Here is a 20660-nt window from a genome sequence, read left to right as displayed (position 1 = left end):
CGGTCACATATCTTGTACAATGACTTATTTATTAATAGACGGTGAAACCTACTATTTTTATAAAACAGAAAAATACGACTTTTTCTTGGCACTTTTCTCTTTTTCTATTAAAATGTTAATACATACATAAAATTCCTTTTTATTACATAACCAACAAAAGGTGTTGCGATGATTTATAGATAGCATAAAAAATAATAAAAAAGGAGCGTATCAAACTATGAAAAGTACCGGAATCATACGAAAAGTAGATGAGTTAGGGCGTATTGTATTGCCGATGGAGTTGCGTCGCAGTTTGGATATCCAAGTCAAAGATCCCTTGGAGATCTTCATAGACGAGGAGCGTGTTATCCTGCAGAAGTACAAAGCGGACAATGCTTGTTTTATCACAGGAGATATAAGCGAGAAGAACGTGCAATTACCAGGTGGATTGTATGTTAGTCCAAAAGGGAAAGAAATCCTGAAAGAGCACTTGTTTTCAGAGGGTGCGAAGTAATCAAGAATACCGGCGCGATAAACGCACCGGTTAGTTATTTTTTAAGTACCGTGGGGATAATTATTTATACCACATGTCCTTCAACATCTAATGGTATTCCAATAGATAATAAAAAGAGAAACTTTATATTACTCTAACAAACGAACCATTGGTATTATTTAACATTTACCGATCACTTTTAAAGTTTAGTTTGGGGTAGCGTCAGGAAAATGCGGATTTACAACGCTAAGCACATTTTCGAGACGCTACCCCTTTCTATAGAAGGGGAAGAATTAATAGTTAAAGTTAAGCTATTCTAAGTATTTTTTAGATTTTAGAATGAAAATTAATAATGAAAGAGAAAAAAACAGAGGTTGAAGGGGAATTAGCAAAGTAGAAAGATGATTTGACAAGCCGGTAATCGATAAATCATTTCAAAAGGGTCCCTTTAAGAAACAGTTGAAAAATAGGTACAAAAAATGTGGAGTTTTTATAACCATCCCATATATGACGGTATCCGTAATTTTCGTCGCTATGTTAAATTGTGATATTAAACATGACACTTAATCTGTTCATTAAATTTAAATTAATCCGTGTATTTAAAATACTATATATATTACTATAATAAGAAACGTATCAAGCAAAAATTGGCGGGCGTGAGTTTAGCATTCACACCAGCCAATTATCTGCTTAATAAAAACTCTAACTTTTGGGAGTCACATCATACCTGTCCCTTTAGTTCAACTAAATATTATGGTTTACATAGCTTTTTTTTCAATTGTCTCATCTTGACTTAATGATTGTTCATTTTGTTTTTCCATTTGTTTTAAATACCAGAAGAATAGACCAACATAAGCTATAACTGAAAGTACTGAATATAAGATTAATGTCCAATCCATTGTAGATACTGATTGACCTATTAAAATAGCCATCATTTTCTCAATAGGGTCAGAGTCAACTGCAGAAATTAAAGCATCTGCTGGTAATCCTGCTGGGAAGTTATTCATTGCTATAGAAGTTTGGGTTACAAAATCAGCGATGAAAGTTGCTCCCCATAGGAATACTGGAATTAGAATGGTTCCGATAATCGTCATTCTAACAACTTTACCTTTTGTAACAATTAGCAATGCAGGTGCCAGTACAGTTAAAATAATTCCGCCTAAAGGCAAAACACTATTACCTGGAAGGTAAATAGCGATTACCAAAAGGATTGGAGCAAGAATGTTAGCAACAGCCCACAATTCTGCTTTTGTTGCAAGGATAGGCCAATCAATGGCAATCAGAAGTTTTCTTCCTCTAAAACGTTTACTCATATGTTTGGTGATCCCATTTGACAATGGTTCAATTGCAGGACCAAACCAGCCACCGACAAGACCGAATAATTCTAATGCCACACCACCAGTAAATGCTAGTGTCAGAATTTCAGCTGTAGATTGCTGTCCGAGGAATCCGATAAAGATACCTAAATAGGCACCAATAGCAAATTTGCTTCCCCAGAATCCAATTTTGTTATTAAGAGCTACTGCATCAAAATCAAATTTATCAATGAAAGGTAAGACTACATCAATTAATTTATTAACAACCATAACGACAGGTGCAATTAGCAATGACGGGTGTGCAGTAGTTGTAATGTTTTTATCGTCGTAATCGAGCAATTCATTTATTGTTGGTTTCATAACATCTGCATTTTTTAACATTAATGCATAAAGCATGGAAATAAATAGGGATGTAATTAAAAGATTATTATCTGAATAATACATCAAAAGCAACCCTAAAACAGAGTAATTCCAAATATTAAATAAGTCCACGTTTAACGTTGTAGTTTGCTTTGTAGCTAACATAATAAAATTTACGATTAAAGAAATAAAAGCAAAATAAAGTGTATAAACAGAACCCCATGTAATAACTGCAAGAGGTGCCCATCCCAAGTCTGTTACGGATAGAGAGACGCCAGTTGACTCAACGAAACTCTCTAAAGCTGGACCGAAGGCACTGGTCAGTAAAGAAATAACAGCACTCATACCTGTGAGTGCTACCGCCATTCGCAGGCCGCCCTCAATGGATTTCGAGATGGATACTCCGACAATTAAAGAAAGGATAGTTATAACTACAAACATAATTGCTGGTCCACCTAAACCTATAAAGAAGTTAAAACCCGAATTTATTGCATCTATCATTTTCATTACCTCCAAATTCGTAAGTAACCGGTTACGTAAATGAAGATTAGTTTTAATTTAGCAAACAATCTCCAAAAAAGCAACAGTAATTTTTTTTATTGACAAGAAAAATCTAACCGTTTACACTTTAAGGTAACCGGTTACGTAAAGAGGGATATAGATGTCTTACACAATGAGAGATGTTGCAAAAGAAGCTGGTGTTTCCGTTGCCACCGTATCACGAATTATTAATGGCAAAGGAGAAGCAAGTCCAGAAACAATTGCAAAAGTGAAGAAAGTGATTGAAAGATTAAATTATAAACCAAATATGCTTGCGAAGAGCTTGTCTGAACGAAAATCGAACCTTATAGCTTTACTTATTCCAACATTAAATAATCCATTTTTCCCTGAATTGGTACGGGAGATTGAAACAGAAGCAAATAAAAATGGTTATCAGATTTATCTTTGCAATAGTGACGATCAAAGGTCAAAAGTGGAATATTATTTGGACTCTATGGTTAATCACTATGTTAGTGGGGCTATTATTAATTCCTTGCATGTCGACGAAAAAGACTTGTCTTTATTAGAAGAAAGAGGAATTCGTACTATTACTATTGACCGCGCAAATTTTGAACACTCATACTCTGCTATCACAGTTGATCATAAAGCAGGTGCTCAGGATGCGGTAACCTATTTAATTCAGGACAACCAATGCAAAAATATTGTTTTTATCTCGGGTCCTAAAGGAGAAAAAAGTGCCATTGATCGTTTGTTGGGTTATAAATTATCTCTTAAACAGTTAGAATCCCCAATTCAGACAAAGATTGTGTATGGAGATTTTGGAATGGAGAGCGGTTATCAACTCATCCGAAAGTTATTAAAAGATGGAGAAACATTTGATGGGATTTTCAGCTCGAATGATGCGATGGCAATTGGTGCAATACGAGCATGTTATGAATTTGGAATACAAATCCCTGAACAGGTAAAAATCGTGGGATATGATAATATAAATATGACGTCTTATTTGCACCCAAGATTATCGACCGTTGATCAGTGCAAAACAGAGGTAGGTGCACTGGCAATTAAAGAATTAATGAATCTATTTAATAATGGAAATGAAAAGCCGAATCATTATGAATTAAAGCCTAAACTAATTATTCGCGAGTCCTCATGAAATGCCATACTAGTGGTCATTAGATAATGGCCTTTTCATGGACATTACGTAATCGGTTACGTTCGCTTGGATAGTAACTATAATAATTTTTTTATATTGCCTTATTTTTCCCGGTGTGGGTATATCGATGGAAAAGATTTATAAGGGCTTTTACGGGTTGTTACGTAATCGGTTACGTTATAAAAAATCTATTAGCTTTTCTTTTTTGGCTTAAAAAATGAACTAGTAATGAACTGAAGGAATTGATTAAAGGAGTAGAGAAAATGCATAAACTAGGACCATCATTGATGTGTGCAGATTTAGGAAATTTAGAAAGAGATGTAAAGGCTCTGGATGATGCGGGTGTTGATTTCTATCACATAGATATAATGGATGGGAAGTTTGTACCTAATTTCACACTTGGGCCAGACTTTGTGAAAACAGTAAGGAGCCTAACGAAAACACCAATTGATGTGCACTTAATGATTGAACAACCTGAGTTATATATCGATTTATTTGCTGATGCTGGTGCCGATATGATTTCTATCCATCAGGAATCAACGGAAAATCTCCAACGTGCACTAACGGAAATTAAAAGTAAAGGAATAAAAGCAGGTGTCGCAATTAATCCGGCAACTTCTTTAGAATTTCTCGATTATGTCTATGATGTGATTGATTATATTGTAGTGATGACCGTTAATCCCGGTTTTGCAGGTCAGAAATTTATACCAACCATGTATGATAAAATCGCAAAATTACATTGTAAATTAGAGCAGTTTGAACGTCCGATAGACATTCAAGTTGACGGTAACATTGGCGCAAATACGATTCCAAAATGTCAGGAAAGTGGAGCAGACATGTATGTATTGGGAACAAGTGCTGTATTTAATAGTGAAAATAGCTTAGAAGAAAATGTAAATAATACTAGGAAACTATTTATCTAATTAATGGAGGTTATCGACATGAAATATGATATCGCGGTTTTAGGAAGTATAAATATGGATGTAGTAGTAGAGGCGCCTAAGTATCCAGACTATGGTGATACATTGTTTTGTGATTCAATTGCAATGACACCTGGTGGAAAGGGTGCAAATCAGGCCGTGACGGTCGCGCGCTTAGGGAAGAAGATTTCCTTAATAGGAGCAGTTGGTAAAGATAACGCTGGCAATCAATTACTCAAAAACTTGCAAAACCAAGGTGTAGATATAACAAATGTTCTTGAAATTGATGATAAAGGATCGGGTACATTCGTTGCAATCGTAGATGAGACTGGCGAAAACACAATGGTGGGGACCAAAGGAGCTAATGATTACATTACTGAAGAAGATGTTGAACGAGCACTTGGAAACATCGAATCAACTATTCTTCTTCTACAAATGGAAACTAGTAAAGAGTCTATTTTAGCAGCAATGAAAATAGCAAAACAGCGTGGTATGTTTGTAATTCTCGATCCAGCTCCAGCAGGTGGAATCTTTGAAGAAGCATTCCAGTATGCTGATCTAATATTGCCTAATCAGCAAGAAACAGAGAAAATCACTGGCATCAAGGTAACCGATGAAAAAACTGCTTTAGAGGCAGCTAAAAAGATAAATGGTTTCGGTATTCAAAATGTAATTGTCAAGATGGGTGCACAAGGAAGTCTTGTTTATCAGAATGGAGAAAGTACCCTTGTTGATTCTATTAAGGTTGATGCAGTAGATACCGTGGGCGCAGGTGACTGTTATGCAGGTGCTATAGCATGTGAATTTCTAGATTCAAATGATCTGGTTCAAGCAGCTAAATTTGCTAGTGTTGCAGCTGGTATTAAGGTTTCAAGAACAGGTGGTCATGATTCCATTCCCACATTGAATGATATGAAGGTATATTCCTAAAATGGTATGGGGGTAGCGTCAGGAAAATGCGGATTTACAACGCTAAGCACATTTTCGAGACGATTCCCCCATTTTTAATATATTAAATGGAAGATATCACTCAGTATATTTTCTGAAATACTATTTTTTTCCTCATATTTTTGTGGGCCGATTTTTTTTCATCCTTGAAGCACTATTAACATACTTCCTTGCCAAATCCTCTAATTCTGCCCATTTATTATTGTTGATTAATTTTAAATCAACTAAAGATCCACCAACTCCTGCTGCTATACATCCTACCTCAAAGTAACTTTGAATGTTCTCTAATGAAATTCCCCCTGTCGGCATAAGTGGTATTTCACTAAGTGGACCTTTGACATCCTGAATAAATTTTGGACCTACTACATTAGATGGAAAGATTTTAATAGCATCCGCCCCATATAAATACCCTTGGTATATTTCAGTAGGTGTAAAGGCACCAGGAACCATAATTTTATCTTCTCTTTTTGTGTATTCAATAGTTGCTTTATCTATTATTGGAGCAAATATAAAATCAGCTCCTGCATTAATAGCTTCTGTCGCTTGCTTTTTATTCACTACAGTACCTGCTCCAATGGTTACACGATGATTATGAATATCCTTTAATTCATTAATCGTTTCTAATGCTTTCTCTGAATCCATTGTTATTTCGATACCGGAAACCCCTCCAGTAATCAATGAATTGACTAGTTGATTGACTTTTTTAGGATCTACTTTCCTCACTACCGCTACAATACCTGATGAGATCATCTTCTCAAATACAATGTCAGTCATGTTTCCAACTTCCTTCACTTATAAAAATTTAACGTGTTATTTTCTTTATATTTGTTTTGGGATTAACCTCTTCCCAGTATGGATATCCTTCAAAATCCCCTTTTACACTTAGTGCATAAGCTCCAATTTTGTTACCCAAACTCACTGCATCAAAATAATTCCATTCTCTTAGTAATCCAGAAATAACGCCAGCAGCAAAACCATCTCCAGCACCAACCGTATCAATAATATTTTTCACTGGAACTCCAGGGACAAAGCCATTTTCTTCTGCAGTTGCAAAATAGGCTCCATCTGCTCCTAATTTTACAATCACTAAGGTTGATCCTCTCTCTAAAAAAAATCGAGCAATCCCTTCCGGCTCATTTTCACCAGTCAATATCTTACCTTCATCTAATCCTGGCATCACTATATCACAATCCTTAGCAATTTCCGTTAATTCTCTTTTTGCTTCTTTTTCTGACAATAGCTTTAAGCGTATATTTGGATCGAATACCACGTATTTGTCATTGTCATTTTTAGCTAGTTTAATTGCTTGTTTTAAAGCATGTTTACATGAAGCACTTAGTGCAACAGTTATACCAGTTAAATGGAGGTATTTTGCTTGTTGAAAATAAGTATTGTCTATGTCAGCATGACTAAGAGTACTAGCTGCAGAGTTATTTCGATAATAATATACATTTGGATCTCTTCCATTGACTATTTCCTTAAAAAATACTCCAGTAGGATAATTATCATCAAATATTACCTGTGATGTATCTACTCCTTCACCTCGAATTATATTTCGTATGTATAGTCCTAAGTCGTCATTTCCTAATTTACTCACCCAGCCAACATCATGTCCAAGCCTCGCTAATGCTATAGCTACATTTGACTCTGCTCCCCCAAGTTTTCTTTCGAATTTTTCGGAATATCTAAGCGATCCTGAAAATTCTGGCACAAACAAAACCATACTCTCCCCAAGCGTAACAACGTCCATTTCAAATCTCCTTCCTAAGTTGCAAGGGAGGGGTTGCAAATAAGCCCCCCCTAATCTCTTCTTATTTATTTTTTAGAAGATCATGATATTCACTTATTCCATCCATTATTGAGTATGAAGTCTTGAAATTAAGTATCTCTCTTGCTTTCGTACAGTTAAGTGGAGAAACTTCATCATACCCAAAGTCACCTGGTCCTAATTCAAACTTCAGACGAGGAAATAGCTGCTTCATTACAGAAATTATATCTATTGAACTAGTTAAATTCCCACTTCCTATGTTTAAGGTAATACCATTCGCTCTTTTAGTATTAATAGTTAACCAGATTGCTCGGACAACATCCTTAACATAGATGTATTCTAATTTTTGATCTATCCCGACCTCTTCTATCACATCTTCGTCATTCAAAGCTTTTTCAAGCATGTGCTTAATTGGATCATGCGTTTTCCTACCTGGTCCATATACAAACGGAATTCTTAATGATGTTATATTCATCCCATGTATTTCATGATAAACATTAGCTAAATATTCACTTGTTATTTTAGATACACCATATATAGAAGTAGGAGTGGGTGCCACATCTTCGTTTAAATTAGTAGTTTGATTACTTCCATATACAGCTGCTGAACTTAAAAGCACTATTTGTTGCACAGTAGCAAGTCTTCCTGCTTCCAGAACATTGGAAGTTCCCATTATATTCGTATTTAATATCTTGTCAGGAGAGTTTTCGTACCCTTTCGGATGTGATATTCCTCCACCATGGATAATTTTATCTATCTTATATTTTTCCATTACGGATTCCAAATGGTAATAATCACTTACACTGCCCTCTATAAAAGTAAAATTAGTAAAATGAATATAGTCTGCTAAAGTTGGTTTAAGATCAAAGCCTACAACATTTAGGTCTTTATGCAGAAGAAATTTTACTATATGTCTTCCAATTAAGCCGTTGCTTCCAGTTACTAAGATATTCAAATTCTATTGTCCTCCTTCGTCAGAGAACTCATTAAATTTATTTCGAAATAAATATTTCCCACGCCCCGACGTTCCAACAACTTCATTCTCTTTAACTATAATTTCACCTCTTGACAGAACATAGTCAATACTTCCCTGTAACTCCATTCCTTCATAAATATTATATTCTGTTCCTTGTTTCTGCGTTTCTTTACTTATTACTGTAGACTTACTTGGATCAAAAATTACTACATCGCCATCACTACCAACTTTTAAACAGCCTTTTCGAGGATGCAGGCCAAAAATACTTGCTGGATTTCGACTGGTAATCTCAACAAGTTTTGGCAAAGTAATTCTGCCCTCATAAACTCCATAGTGATAAAGTAATAAAAGAGTACTTTCTATACCAGGTAAACCATTAGGTGCTTTCGTAAAATTATCAATACCATTTTCTTTCCCATTCAAATATGGATGAGATGCATGATCAGAACCGATGGTAGAAATCATTTCCGAATTAATGTTATTCCAAAGAATTTTTTGATCTTTGAGAGTTCTCAATGGCGGAGAGCAGATATATTTCACTGCCTCTTTAGCATCCTTTTTTAAATAATTCTCATTCAGTACTAAATATTGTGGACATGTTTCACCGAAAGCTTGAACTCCTCTTTCTTTTGCTCTAATAAATTCTTCCATAGCCTCTTCAGAAGATATATGGACAATATACGTTGGCGCCTCTGTTACTTCAGCAATTCTCAAAGCTCGTGCTACTGCCTCTGCTTCCAATCCAGGTGGTCTCGTACATGCATGATTAATTGGGTCAGTGTTATTGTTGTTGAGGGCTTCATCAATAAGCTGATCTATTACCCTACCATTTTCAGCATGAATATTTGTTACCACCCCAGCTTGTTTTGCTGCTTTCATTAATAAGTATAACTCTTCATCATTTACCATGTTTTCCTTGTATGCCATGAACAACTTAATCGATGTTACACCTTCATCAGGTAGTTTATATATTTCTTCTAATACAGCTGAATTACATTTATTTATAATGGAGTGAAAACCATAGTCTATTATCGAACTTTTAGCTTTCTCCCGCCATTCTGCCAAATCCTCTAAAAATGTTTGTGAGTTATTTGGGTCTGTAAAGTTTATTACTGTGGTTACTCCACCTGAGGCGGCTGCTTTTGTCCCACTTTCAAAGTCATCTAACGTTCCTTCAATTCCAAGATGAGTATGCGGGTCAATTAAACCAGGGAAAACATATTTATTTGTTGCATCTATAATAATATCTTCATTTTCTTCTTTAATCTGATCGGATATCATACTTATTTTTCCATTATCTATTTTCAAATCTGCTCGAAGGGTTTCAGAAGCTGTAACTAATGTCCCTTTTTGTATGATTGTAGCCATCTTATCCCTCCTTCTTTTATTTGTTAATGTAATGAATAGCAGTATGCGCCAATAAATCAGTACCCAGCTTAATATCTTCGGCTTTTGCGAATTCCTGAGGGTTATGACTGCCATTTTCTGATCTTACAAAAATCATGCCCATATCTGTAATCTCAGCAAGTAATTGTGCGTCATGCCCCCCGCCGCTTGGCATTTCAAACGTCTTAATACGATGTTTCTCACTCATATCTTTCATTGTTTGTATTATATGTGAAGCAGAATTTGCCGGATTCGCTTTTAATTTATTATTAATTCGGTAGTTTAAGTTCCTTCGCATACTTATTTCTTTGACTTTTTCTTCTAACTCAGCAAGAATAGTTTCCCTTTTATCCAAATCGGTGTCACGTATATCAATAACAGTGGAAACTTTACCTGGTATTATATTTACCTGGCTTGGTTCCACCTCCATTGTAGCTGAGGTACCTACAGCATATCCCCCGTACCGATTAATAATTTCCTCTACTGCTAACGCCGCTTCACTAGCACCTAGTAAAGCATCATATCTTAAATCCATTGGGGTAGCCCCCACATGGTTAGCTTCCCCTTCAAAAATCACTTCTGTCAAAGATAAACCAGTGATGGCAGTTACAATACCTACTGGCGTCTCCTCTCGAACCAGTATAGGACCTTGCTCAATATGCATCTCTAAATATAATTCAAACTCTTCCTCACTTCTTACCGCCCTGTCAATATTGGCTGGATCTAATCCAAAGGCTTTTAATACTTCATATCTAGAGTCACCATTATCATCAACTACTTTTAAATCCTCTTCGTTTAACTTGCCTGTCATTGCTCTACTGCCAAACACTCCACCAGATTGAAATCTCGACCCTTCTTCTTCACAAAAAGCAATTATCTCTATTGGTCTTTTATTTTCTATATTTTCTTCTTTTAGATGTTGTGCCAGTTCAATACCTGCTATAACACCAACCGTACCATCATATTTTCCACCGTTCCCTACCGAATCTACGTGAGAACCTATGGCTACTGCTTTCAGATTAGAGGATTCACCTTCTTTGCGACCAATCAAATTCCCTGCTTGATCAATATGCACACTTAATCCAGCGCGTTCCATCCAAGAAGTTAGTAGGTTCAGACCCTCTCTATATTCTTCGGTTAGAGCTATACGTGATACACCACCTTCATCGGTCATTCCTATTTTTGCTAATTTTTCTATTCTATCATTTATACGGCTTTTGCTAATCATACACTTTCCTCCATCAATCAATAATAATTCTTATATTATACCTAAACTACTAGCGTTTATAATGCTTCCTCGCCCTTTTCACTATCTACAACGTCTACCTTTCTTTCAGACCACATTAACACCAAATAAGCTAAAGCTGATGCACCAACGCCTAAAAACCAGTTAAAATTATACAAAAATCCTAATGTCGGAATTATTAACCCACTATACGAGAATAACATCCCAATTATAAAAGCTAGTAATCCTTTTTTATTCCAACCTCCGTAAATTCCTTCATGAGTATACAAATTACCAACATCATATTTCATTCGACGAATGACAAAAAAGTCAATCAGCATAATACCAAGCACCGGACCCATTGTAGCCCCAATGCCACCAAGTACTGTGTCTAATGATCCGCCTTCTTCATACCATAACCACGGAGCTGATGCCGCACCAACAATAAGAGCAATCATTCCTGACCTTTGAAAATTTAATTTTTCAGGTAATAGATTGGTTAAATCATAACCAACTGCAACCCCATTGGTAGCAATATTAGTTGAAATAGTCGCAATTAATATAGAAGCTGCTCCAACAATAACAATAAACGGATTATCAAACTCAGCTAGTACATAAATAGGATTTGTTATAGGTTCTCCAAACGCATTCATGGTACCTACTGTAGTTACCAAAGCCATTAATGAAAAGAAGATAAACATGGTCGGCATTCCTATACCTTGCCCAATCATATGATCTTTTTGACTCTTGGAAAATCTCGTCAAATCAGAAATATTTAATATCAGAGTGGCAACAGTACCTATAAGAGCTGTCATACTAAGAAAAAAGGTAGACCAAAATTCATTTTCAGCAATGGTAGGGGTAAGGTTCACAACATTACTAATCCCACCAGCAGCAGAAATACCCCAAATTACTAACCCAACTGAAATAATCATAATGATAGGGCCTGCCCACTGTTCAAACTTCCTGACTCTTTCCATACCATGTTTAATGACATATGCGTGTATAAGAAAGGCTATAATAAATGCTATAAACTCATTTAACCCTAATCCAATAATCGTTATGTTCCCTAAACTTTCCCATGTTTGAAAAGTTGAACCTAAGATAACATTAACCGCAATACTACCTAAATAAAGGTGAATACCAAACCAAAACACACCTAGCATTGCTCTAATAAATACTGGTATTTGAGAACCTTTCGTTCCAAAACTAGCACGAATCAGAACAGGGAACGGAGTACCATATTTTGAGCCAGAGTAACTATTAAAAAGAATAGCAATGAACGCTACCATATAAGCACTTGCAACACACGCAAAAGCTTGCCAAAAACTCATACCTGCAACAATTAAATTTGCCGCTACTTCCCATGCCACAATATTATGAACTATTCCCATCCATAAAGCAGCGTAAGCTTTCCAAGTCCATTGTTTATTTTTTCCTGTCATTGGTGAAAGATCATAATTGTATAATTTCGGATCAGGTTTCATCCCATTTATTAACACCTTGTCTTCTGACATACCTATACTTCCTCCCTAATCATTATATTTTCTGAATATTCTGACTATTATTATTAAAAAAATATTTACAGCATAACATCACCACAATTAGGACCTAATGTCTGACCGGTATATAAATTTCCATCCGGATCGGATGCTAGAAATACTGCCGTTGGGGCTACTTCTTCTACTTTTCCAAATCGCGGAATTACTAGCTCCTTTTTTTTGTTATCTTTCCAAGCATCACTTACTTCATTCATAAGCTGCGTCTCAACAGGGCCAGGTGCAATACAATTTGCGGTTATTCCATATTTACCCAATTCTAATGCTGCAGACTTTGTAAATCCAATAACTCCAGCTTTGGCGGCAGCATAATGACCATGTTCCACACTTCCTTTTTGAGCAATTTGTGAAGAGATATTAATAATTCTACCAAATTTATTTTCTATCATATGTGGAATAGTTAAACTTGTTGTTAGAAAAATACTTGTTAAGTTAACATCTATCATCCGATTCCATGTTAATAAATCCATCTCATGAATAAGACCTGGGGTAGATATTCCAGCGCTGTTCACTAAAATGTCGACTTTTCCATATTTTTTTATTGTTTTACTGATTAACTCTTTTGCAGTTTTTTCTTTAGAAATGTCCCCCTCTGTTATAATAACTTTTTCTCCATACTGATCCATTTCTTCTTTAAACTTTTTCTTTTCATCCAGATTATTAGATAAGTAGTTTATAGATACTTTAGCACCTTCTTGAAGAAATGCTGTTGCTATTGTATAACCGATACCTCTCCCAGGTCCTGCACCAGTTATCACAGCAACTTTATTTTCCAATTTCACACTAATCACCCTTTTTCTATCATTTTAGTCTCTCTCTTTTGATTTGTCCTTTGATGATGACCCTATTATCATTTAGAGCAACTCTATTCATACCACCTCACTTGATCTTCACACTCTATCTGACACTTTTCCAAACCTAGATATTGTGATTATTTTAGATTGGTTGATATTAGTGATAAAGAAAATAAGTTATCTATAGATTTTTTGAATTAAATGTGAGTTCTATTTATATCAAATTTTAGTTTTTTAGATAGAGAAGGGACTTCTTGTTGTGATGGATGACTAGTTAACGTCCTTCCACTCTTCAAAATATCTTGTTAATCAATTTAATTATTTTCTTGATACCTTACAATTCAGCTATAGCATCAATTTCTAATGGTATTCCTTTTAAACTACAGCCAATTGTAGTTCTTACTGGTAAATTATCCGTAAAAAATTCTTGATATACTTTGTCATATCTCTTAAAGTCATCTACATTAGTTAAATATGTGTTAATTTTAACCACATCTTCTAATTTAGCACCTGCTGCTTCTAAGACATGCTTGATATTGATTAGTGCTATTCGTGTCTGCTCTTCTATAGTTTCTGGTATCTTACCTGTTTTGGGATCAACTGGTGGTTGTCCTGCAACATAAACTCTATTATTTATTTTAATTCCTTGTGAAAAATGACCGCCTGGTTTTGCCGCCTGGTTTGTATCAATAATTTCTTTCATGAAATCTACCTTCCTTTTTATTATTAAATTGATTTATCATTATAATTTACATATCCTGTTCCTTGCGTATTATATCTAAATAATTATAGAGCGTGTATTTTGATATACCAAAGTATTCACATATTTTATCACCAGATTTCTGAATCAGAAATGCTCCCTTTTCATCCAAATATTTTATCCCTTTAAGCTTGTCATTCTTGCTCATATGTGCTACAGGTTTACCTATAAAACTTTGAACTTCTTGTAATAAAACTGCTAAAACATCATTTACATTATTAACAAATACTTCTTTTACATCCGTGTTTATCTTATTCAAATCTGTGAATTCTTTAATAGCTGTTTCTGCCATCATTAGACTGGTGATGTCGAAGTTAATACATATACATCCTACAGGATAATTTTCACTATTACGTATATACATTGTAGTCGATCTTAGCATTCTTCCATCTTTGGTTTTTGTCAGATAGTTGTGTTTATCCCCCTCTTGGTCAGTTCCTCTCAATACTTCTAAACCTAAATTAGTTCCTGTATCTCCCACTTTTCTTCCTGTTACATGACCATTTTCGATCAAAACTATTAGTCCACTTCCATACTTTTCGTGTTGTGTTAAATCTAAAAGGACTACCTCACAATTATCACCAAATTGTCTGGCAATACCTTTTACAGTTGATGTTAAAAACTTTATTTCGTCATTAATATGTTCCATTTTAAGGTCCCCTATTTCTGAATATTCAATAAATTTATAATAATTAATTTTTTTTAGTTTGTCAACATTTTTTTTAGTTATAATAATTTCGTTTTCTTTCATGCGAGTATTCACGTACAAGATGATGTACTAAAAAAATAGCTTTTTTGACACAGCTTCAGATCAAAAATAACTTATTTTTTTATAAAATTACAAATTTTTTTAAGAAGAGAAAGCAATGAATTGTAATATGTATGGTTGTTATAAAAGATGTAATACAAGAACGTAATACTCTAATGGAATCATCATTTGTAATAGAATTTAATAATCAACAAGAAACCCAAAAGACATTTCTCACAATTTTACAAGTATGTTTTTATGCTATAAAAGAAAAGATAGAGACAGTTGTTTAGTGCAAAATATAAGTAGTGAGAATTGCAAAGAAAATCTTAGAATCTAGCAATTTTCATAAAACAAAGAAAAAAGGCTTGCCAGCCCGATCAAAAAACTCTACCGTTAATGGTGTCTAATCAAAAATGGTGGAGGTAATGAAAGGATGCTAGCAATGCCTGAAATTAATCATATCAAAAAATTAAGAAATGAGAAATCATTATCGATCAATGAAATATCAAGAAGAACTGGGTTTAGTTGGGAAACTGTGAAAAAGTATGCGGATGGAGATCTACTTCCTTCTGAAAGTGTTCCTAAAAAGAGAGGAATGATGTACGACGAGAAATGGGGAGAAATAGTTTCCGATTGGTTGATGGAAGATCACGCCTTAAAAAAGAAGTTACGACGTAATAATAAAATCATCTATAAACAGTTGAAAGAATTGGAGTTCCCTGGTTCTTACAGAACCGTCTGTAATTTCATTGCAGAATGGAAAGATAGACTTATGGAAGATGATGAGGAATTCAAAGAAGAGTATGACCGTTTGACTCATCCTCCTGCCGAAGCACAAATAGATTTTGGCATAACTGAAGCAATCCAAGATGGGAAAGCAAAAGACATTCACTGTCTGGTTATGAGTTTACCTTACAGTAATGGAGGATATACTGTGCCACTCCCAGGAGAAAATCAAGAATGTTTTTTGGAAGGGCTAAAAGTATTATTCAATCAATTCGGACGTGTTCCGCGAAAATTACGAATTGATAACTTAGCTGCAGCTGTTGTCAAAGCTAGAGGAAATCATGGCGATACAGTATTCACAGAGGCCTTTCAAAGATTCGCTAGTCACTATGGTTTTGAGCCTCAAGCATGTAATGCTAGAAAGGGAAATGAAAAGGGTCATGTGGAGAATAAAGTAGGCTATGTACGATATAACTTTTTCACTCCTTCCCCCGTCATTCAAGACTTGGAACAGCTACGAGAAATGTTAGCGGAACAATCCAAAAAAGATCATGAACGCGGTCATTATAAAAAAGGAGAACCCATTAAAGATCTTATCGAAGAAGAGAAAAAGTATTGTTTAGCTTTACCGGAAAATGACTATCCGGTATTTAAAAAAGAGCTTGTATCAGCAAATAAATACGGAGAAGTTACTATTGATAAGAAAGCTATTCATATTCCTACCAGTTATCATTATAATCCATTACATTTGATTACATATTGGGATTCTTACAAAGTAATTTCACCTAACGGTGAAATATTAGGAAAAGGCCCACGACCATATATGAGTAAATCAAGAGAAATACCATGGACTTCTATATTGAAGATGTGGAGAAGGAAACCAAGGTCTGTTCCTTATTCGAGATATTTCCCTTACCTTCCAGGAAGGATAGCTAGTTATTTACACATCGAATCTAAGCCACTTCGAAAAGAACGAATTGAATGGTTAATGGGATTAATTATTAAATTTAGCATGGCTGAAATTAACGAGAAGTTTTATGAGCTCCTTCCTCAACAAGAAGACACAATGTTTGAATTGGAAGATCACCCTTATGAAGTGAACTGGAGCATGTATGATTCTCTTCGCCCAGCTGAACCTGTACTTGAAGGGGAGGAGGATTGTTAATGAGTAATCAATTGAAAGAAATGTGCAAGTCATTACGCTTAGCCTATGTGGCAGATATTTATGACAAGGTGCCGTTCGAGAATCCCAGTCAGTATTTAGAGGCCCTATTCCAACAAGAGTTTGAACTTCGTGAAACAGCCAAGGGAGAGCGTCTGATAAAAAAGGCTAAATTTATGAATGATAAAGAATTAAAAGATTTTCAGTGGGGTAATCAGGTAAAGTTCCCACCACAAATTGACCGTGAAAACTTGGGAAACTTACACTTTATTTCACGAAAGGAAAATGTTATTTTAACAGGCTCACCTGGTACAGGTAAAACACACATCGCAACAGGATTAGGTAGAAAAGCATGTCGGAAAGGGTACGAAGTACGTTTTTATCGCGTAGCCGATTTGGTAGAGAATTTGGAGAAAGCATGGAATGAAGGGAAACTGCAAAGCTTTAGAAACAAATTCAATAAAGTGGACTTGGTTATCCTGGATGAAATGGGGTACGTACCATTTAGTAAAGATGGTGCAGAGTTACTATTCCAACTGGTTACAGACTGGTATGAACAGAAAAGTTTAATCATCACTTCTAATTTGGAATTTAGCCAATGGAACCGTATCTTCGTAGATGCAAGATTAACAGCTGCATTGGTGGATCGAGTGATTCACCATGCACACATTCTAAGTTTTACTGGTGATAGTTATCGTGTAACACACGCATTATCAAATTTTCCATCATAAAAAATAGGGCTGGCAAAGTTCTCGAATTTCTTTTGCATTTTTCTCAGGTTTTCTCTTGCAAAATACAAGTGGGGAACAAGTGAATAAAAAAGCTTATTTTTTGTTAAAAAACAGCAATGGTAAGAGAATTATTCAACTTCCCTGGTCTATTTTCAAAACAGAACATGAACGAATCGAATTTTTAAAAACATTAGAACACTATCCCAATATTAACTTAGATTATGCCTGTCAATTAATATTAGGAAAAAGAAATAGTGTTCAAGACACCTTAAACATTGTTAAAAATCTTTATTCAAATTATAAAAAGAAGAACAGTAAAAGCTAGCTTCAAACTCTTTTGAGTTTGGAGCTTTTTTTATTGAAAATGACTTGCCTAGAGGAAAGAATCGGTTTATAATAAATATAACAGTAAACAGTTATAACAGTTTAAAGTTACATTAGCGTTGGAAGGTGATTAGAAATATGAAAACCATTGAAAGTAATGTTGAGTTTGAAGTAAACATTGAATACTTGAAAAACTACAAAAAAGAGAAAGGTTTAACCAACAAAGAATTGGCTGAATTAATAGGTATTCATGAAAGCACTATGAGTCGTTGTAACTGCTAAACTATAATAGACAGTTTCTGCTAGATAAAAATGAACACTTTTCAACCAAAAATGAACCTTCATAGTATGATAGATATATTATCTGTCATTGGAGGGAAAAAGGTGGAGAAGTGGAAAATGTACATGGACATCTATCAAATGAAACAACAAGGGTTTAAAATTAGAAGAATCGCAAGGAAATTAGGTGTTTCTCGGACAACCGTTTATAAATATTTGGAGAAGTCACCAGAAGAAATAGCGGAGTGGATGGCATCTACTCAAAAAAGGAAACGGAAGTTAGATCAATACGAGTTATTAATTCATACATGGTTAAGTGAACACCCTGATCTATCAGGTGCCCAAGTACATGATTGGCTAAAGGAACGATATCCGAACGTTACCGTTGGTGAAAGTACGGTTCGTGGTTATGTAAAAGAGATGAGAGAAAAATATAATATTCCAAAAGAGATTTACCCCCGTTCCTATGAAGCGGTACCTGAATTACCCATGGGACAACAAGCGCAGGTGGATTTTGGGCAAACGAAACAAAAAACAGCAAATGGTCAAACGAAGAAATTATATGTCATTTGTTTCGTCCTTTCTCATTCTCGTTATAAGTATGCGGAATGGCTTGATCGTCCTTTTACAACTAAAGATGTAATGCGAGCTCATGAAAATGCTTTTGCCTATTTTGGTGGGGCACCTATAGAAATCGTATATGATCAAGATGCTTTGATCGTTGTCAGTGAAAATGGTGGGGATTTGATTTTGACGGAGGAATTTCAAAAGTATCACATACAAAGAAAATTTCAACTCTATGTCTGTCGAAAAAGTGATCCAGAAAGCAAAGGAAAAGTGGAAAATAGTGTGAAGTTTATAAAGCAGAACTTTGCCAAAAACCGAGTATACCGACATATTGATCAATGGAATGAACAATCGATGAGTTGGCTAGAAAGAACCGGTAATGGTAAAGTGCACAATACCACAAAAAAGAAACCGGCTGAAGTGTTTTCCGTCGAAAAAAGACACCTCAAACCGATTACGAAAAAAATAACTATATCGCCTTTAGATTTAAGTATAGCAAGAACTGTTCGGAAGGACAATACCGTTTTACATGAGTCTAATCGTTATTCTGTTCCATTAGGGACGTACAATAAACAAAAAGAAGTGTATGTATTCGTTACAGATGCTCAAACCCTTCAAATACGTGAAACAAAAGCAGGACCTATTATTGCTGAGCACAAGATATGTGAAAAGAAAGGAGAACTCATCCAAGAGACGCAACATAAACGAGATCGCAGTAAAGGTATTCCAGCATATATGGTAACTGTTTCAAAGAACTTTACCGATGAAAGAAAAGCAATGGCATTTCTAAAGAACATTCAAACCCATTTCCCACGTTATATACGGGATCAGTTAAAAATTATTCTAAAGGCTATTCAGGACGTCCCTTTTCAAACAAGAGATGAGGCTTTAAAGGAATGTATAAACCGAAATTTTTATAGTGCAACAGAGTTTAAAGACATGGTGACGTATATTGAAAAACAGCGTTGTGCAGTCGAAACTACTGTAGGAGAAATAAAGCAACGTTCAAATGAATTACCAACTACCTATGAAAGCATGAAACCTAAAGTTAGAGAATTGGATGTATATCTTGAGATCTTGGAAGGAGCACCGAAATAATGACGTCTCTAGAATCATTACAACAACAATTAAAAACATTGCGCTTATCAGAAGTAGCTGACTACCTTCCAACTATCATTCGACAGGCTGAAACAGAAGATTGGACGTATCAAGTATTACTGAAAAAACTAACAACCTATGAACTAAAAAGACGTAATGAAAAACAAATCGAGCGACAAATGAAATGGGCAGCCTTTCCTGCCCATACCACGCTTGATATGTATCAATTGAATGAGCAACAAACCCTGAGTAACAGGCAAATGAATCAGCTGAGTGAGTTGAATTGGGTAGATCAGTTATTTAATTTAATTTTATTGGGGCCGGCTGGCGTAGGTAAAACACATTTAGCAACTGGGCTTGGCATACAAGCTATAGAGCGAGGATATCGCGTCATGTTTATTACCATGGAGGAACTCATTCGGACTTTAAAAGCTGAGGAAATCACAAGGAAGGCGCAAATTAAAATGAAACGTATTAGAAACGCCAATCTAGTAATTATTGATGATCTCATGTTTATGGCAATGGATCAACGAGAAGCTAATCTATTTTTTCATCTCATTAATGATTTACATGATAATGCTTCCATCATTTTAACTTCTAATAAAGGACCTGGCGAATGGGGTGAACTTCTAGGAGACCAAGGCATTACTACCGCCATTCTAGATAGAATTTTACATCGAGTCGAAGTCATTCAATTTCATGATGAGGATAGCTATAGGATGAAAAACAGAACTTCCATTTTTAAGGGAGAAAGTGTTCAGAATTAATTAGCAAAAAGTGTTCATTTTTACTTGACGCTTACAGTCGTGTTTTGAGAGGTAAAAAAGGTGTCGGATATAAGTTTATTGTAGGAGCGTTATATAGGTTAAAAGATATTGAAATAG

20 protein-coding genes are annotated in these 20660 nt (G+C 35.2%); 10 read left to right on the top strand and 10 right to left on the bottom strand.

Translation table 11 applies throughout. The features are described from left to right. The first annotated feature begins 217 nt into the window (after positions 1-217). Positions 218-493: an AbrB/MazE/SpoVT family DNA-binding domain-containing protein gene (locus GH715_RS07760; protein WP_153834877.1), complete on the top strand. Its 276-nt coding sequence runs from the start codon at positions 218-220 to the stop codon at positions 491-493. Positions 494-1230: 737 nt separating this feature from the next. Here the strand turns inward: GH715_RS07760 and GH715_RS07755 are convergent. Further along, positions 1231-2655, bottom strand: coding sequence for a PTS transporter subunit IIC (locus GH715_RS07755; protein ID WP_205601842.1), 1425 nt, complete (start codon positions 2653-2655; stop codon positions 1231-1233). Between the two features lie 154 nt (positions 2656-2809). Between GH715_RS07755 and GH715_RS07750 the strand changes: the two genes are divergently transcribed. The 3 genes from GH715_RS07750 (at position 2810) to GH715_RS07740 (ending at position 5652) form a co-directional block, all read left to right on the top strand. Further along, entirely contained in the window at positions 2810-3802 is a 993-nt protein-coding gene (locus tag GH715_RS07750; RefSeq protein WP_153834879.1) for a LacI family DNA-binding transcriptional regulator, read from the top strand. Between the two features lie 263 nt (positions 3803-4065). Continuing rightward, positions 4066-4725 (top strand): ribulose-phosphate 3-epimerase, encoded by a 660-nt coding sequence (gene rpe / locus GH715_RS07745; protein ID WP_153834880.1) that lies wholly within the window; start codon positions 4066-4068, stop codon positions 4723-4725. Between the two features lie 18 nt (positions 4726-4743). Next, positions 4744-5652, top strand: coding sequence for a ribokinase (locus tag GH715_RS07740; protein WP_153834881.1), 909 nt, complete (start codon positions 4744-4746; stop codon positions 5650-5652). A 132-nt stretch (positions 5653-5784) separates the two neighbouring features. On the opposite strand, the gene GH715_RS07735 is transcribed toward GH715_RS07740, so the two are convergent. From GH715_RS07735 to GH715_RS07695, 9 genes are all read right to left on the bottom strand, one after another. Then, positions 5785-6444: a bifunctional 4-hydroxy-2-oxoglutarate aldolase/2-dehydro-3-deoxy-phosphogluconate aldolase gene (locus tag GH715_RS07735; RefSeq protein WP_153834882.1), complete on the bottom strand. Its 660-nt coding sequence runs from the start codon at positions 6442-6444 to the stop codon at positions 5785-5787. Between the two features lie 28 nt (positions 6445-6472). After that, entirely contained in the window at positions 6473-7420 is a 948-nt protein-coding gene (locus GH715_RS07730) for a sugar kinase (RefSeq protein WP_153834883.1), read from the bottom strand. A gap of 61 nt (positions 7421-7481) precedes the next feature. After that, complete coding sequence (locus GH715_RS07725) at positions 7482-8393, bottom strand: NAD-dependent epimerase/dehydratase family protein (protein ID WP_153834884.1); 912 nt, start codon at positions 8391-8393, stop codon at positions 7482-7484. 3 nt (positions 8394-8396) lie between these two features. Next, positions 8397-9782: a dihydropyrimidinase gene (gene hydA / locus GH715_RS07720; protein WP_163578531.1), complete on the bottom strand. Its 1386-nt coding sequence runs from the start codon at positions 9780-9782 to the stop codon at positions 8397-8399. Between the two features lie 16 nt (positions 9783-9798). After that, on the bottom strand, positions 9799-11028 hold the full coding sequence (locus tag GH715_RS07715) for a M20 family metallo-hydrolase (protein WP_153834886.1): 1230 nt from the start codon (positions 11026-11028) through the stop codon (positions 9799-9801). 56 nt (positions 11029-11084) lie between these two features. Continuing rightward, positions 11085-12542 (bottom strand): NCS1 family nucleobase:cation symporter-1, encoded by a 1458-nt coding sequence (locus tag GH715_RS07710; RefSeq protein WP_153834887.1) that lies wholly within the window; start codon positions 12540-12542, stop codon positions 11085-11087. Positions 12543-12607: 65 nt separating this feature from the next. Further along, entirely contained in the window at positions 12608-13366 is a 759-nt protein-coding gene (locus tag GH715_RS07705) for an SDR family NAD(P)-dependent oxidoreductase (RefSeq protein ID WP_163578530.1), read from the bottom strand. Positions 13367-13712: 346 nt separating this feature from the next. Beyond that, the gene (locus tag GH715_RS07700) at positions 13713-14081 is read right to left on the bottom strand and encodes a RidA family protein (protein ID WP_153834888.1); all 369 of its coding nucleotides are present in this window, start codon (positions 14079-14081) and stop codon (positions 13713-13715) included. A gap of 46 nt (positions 14082-14127) precedes the next feature. Further along, complete coding sequence (locus GH715_RS07695; RefSeq protein ID WP_324186983.1) at positions 14128-14889, bottom strand: helix-turn-helix transcriptional regulator; 762 nt, start codon at positions 14887-14889, stop codon at positions 14128-14130. Positions 14890-15331: 442 nt separating this feature from the next. Here GH715_RS07695 and istA (GH715_RS07690) point away from each other — a divergent pair, with 442 nt between their 5' ends. The 6 genes from istA (GH715_RS07690) to istB (GH715_RS07665) all read left to right on the top strand — a co-directional run bounded on the left by istA (GH715_RS07690) (position 15332) and on the right by istB (GH715_RS07665) (position 20543). Next, a complete protein-coding gene (gene istA / locus GH715_RS07690) occupies positions 15332-16780 on the top strand; it encodes an IS21 family transposase (protein WP_324186984.1) in 1449 nt (482 codons plus the stop codon). Then, on the top strand, positions 16780-17508 hold the full coding sequence (istB, locus tag GH715_RS07685; protein WP_153834890.1) for an IS21-like element helper ATPase IstB: 729 nt from the start codon (positions 16780-16782) through the stop codon (positions 17506-17508). Before istA (GH715_RS07690) ends, istB (GH715_RS07685) begins: the two co-directional genes overlap by 1 nt. Before the next feature lie 79 nt (positions 17509-17587). Next, on the top strand, positions 17588-17833 hold the full coding sequence (locus GH715_RS07680) for a hypothetical protein (RefSeq protein WP_153834891.1): 246 nt from the start codon (positions 17588-17590) through the stop codon (positions 17831-17833). Between the two features lie 137 nt (positions 17834-17970). Beyond that, positions 17971-18114: a helix-turn-helix domain-containing protein gene (locus GH715_RS07675; RefSeq protein ID WP_153834892.1), complete on the top strand. Its 144-nt coding sequence runs from the start codon at positions 17971-17973 to the stop codon at positions 18112-18114. 102 nt (positions 18115-18216) lie between these two features. Beyond that, a complete protein-coding gene (gene istA / locus GH715_RS07670) occupies positions 18217-19776 on the top strand; it encodes an IS21 family transposase (RefSeq protein ID WP_163578529.1) in 1560 nt (519 codons plus the stop codon). Then, positions 19776-20543: an IS21-like element helper ATPase IstB gene (gene istB, locus GH715_RS07665; RefSeq protein WP_153834894.1), complete on the top strand. Its 768-nt coding sequence runs from the start codon at positions 19776-19778 to the stop codon at positions 20541-20543. The genes istA (GH715_RS07670) and istB (GH715_RS07665) overlap by 1 nt, the downstream gene beginning before the upstream one ends. Positions 20544-20660: the final 117 nt, after the last annotated feature.

This window comes from Gracilibacillus thailandensis (assembly GCF_010994055.1).
In the GTDB taxonomy this organism is placed as follows: Bacteria; Bacillota; Bacilli; order Bacillales; family Amphibacillaceae; genus Gracilibacillus; species Gracilibacillus lacisalsi.
Note: the sequence above shows the minus strand (reverse complement) of the source record. Positions and strands in the feature narration are given on the sequence as shown.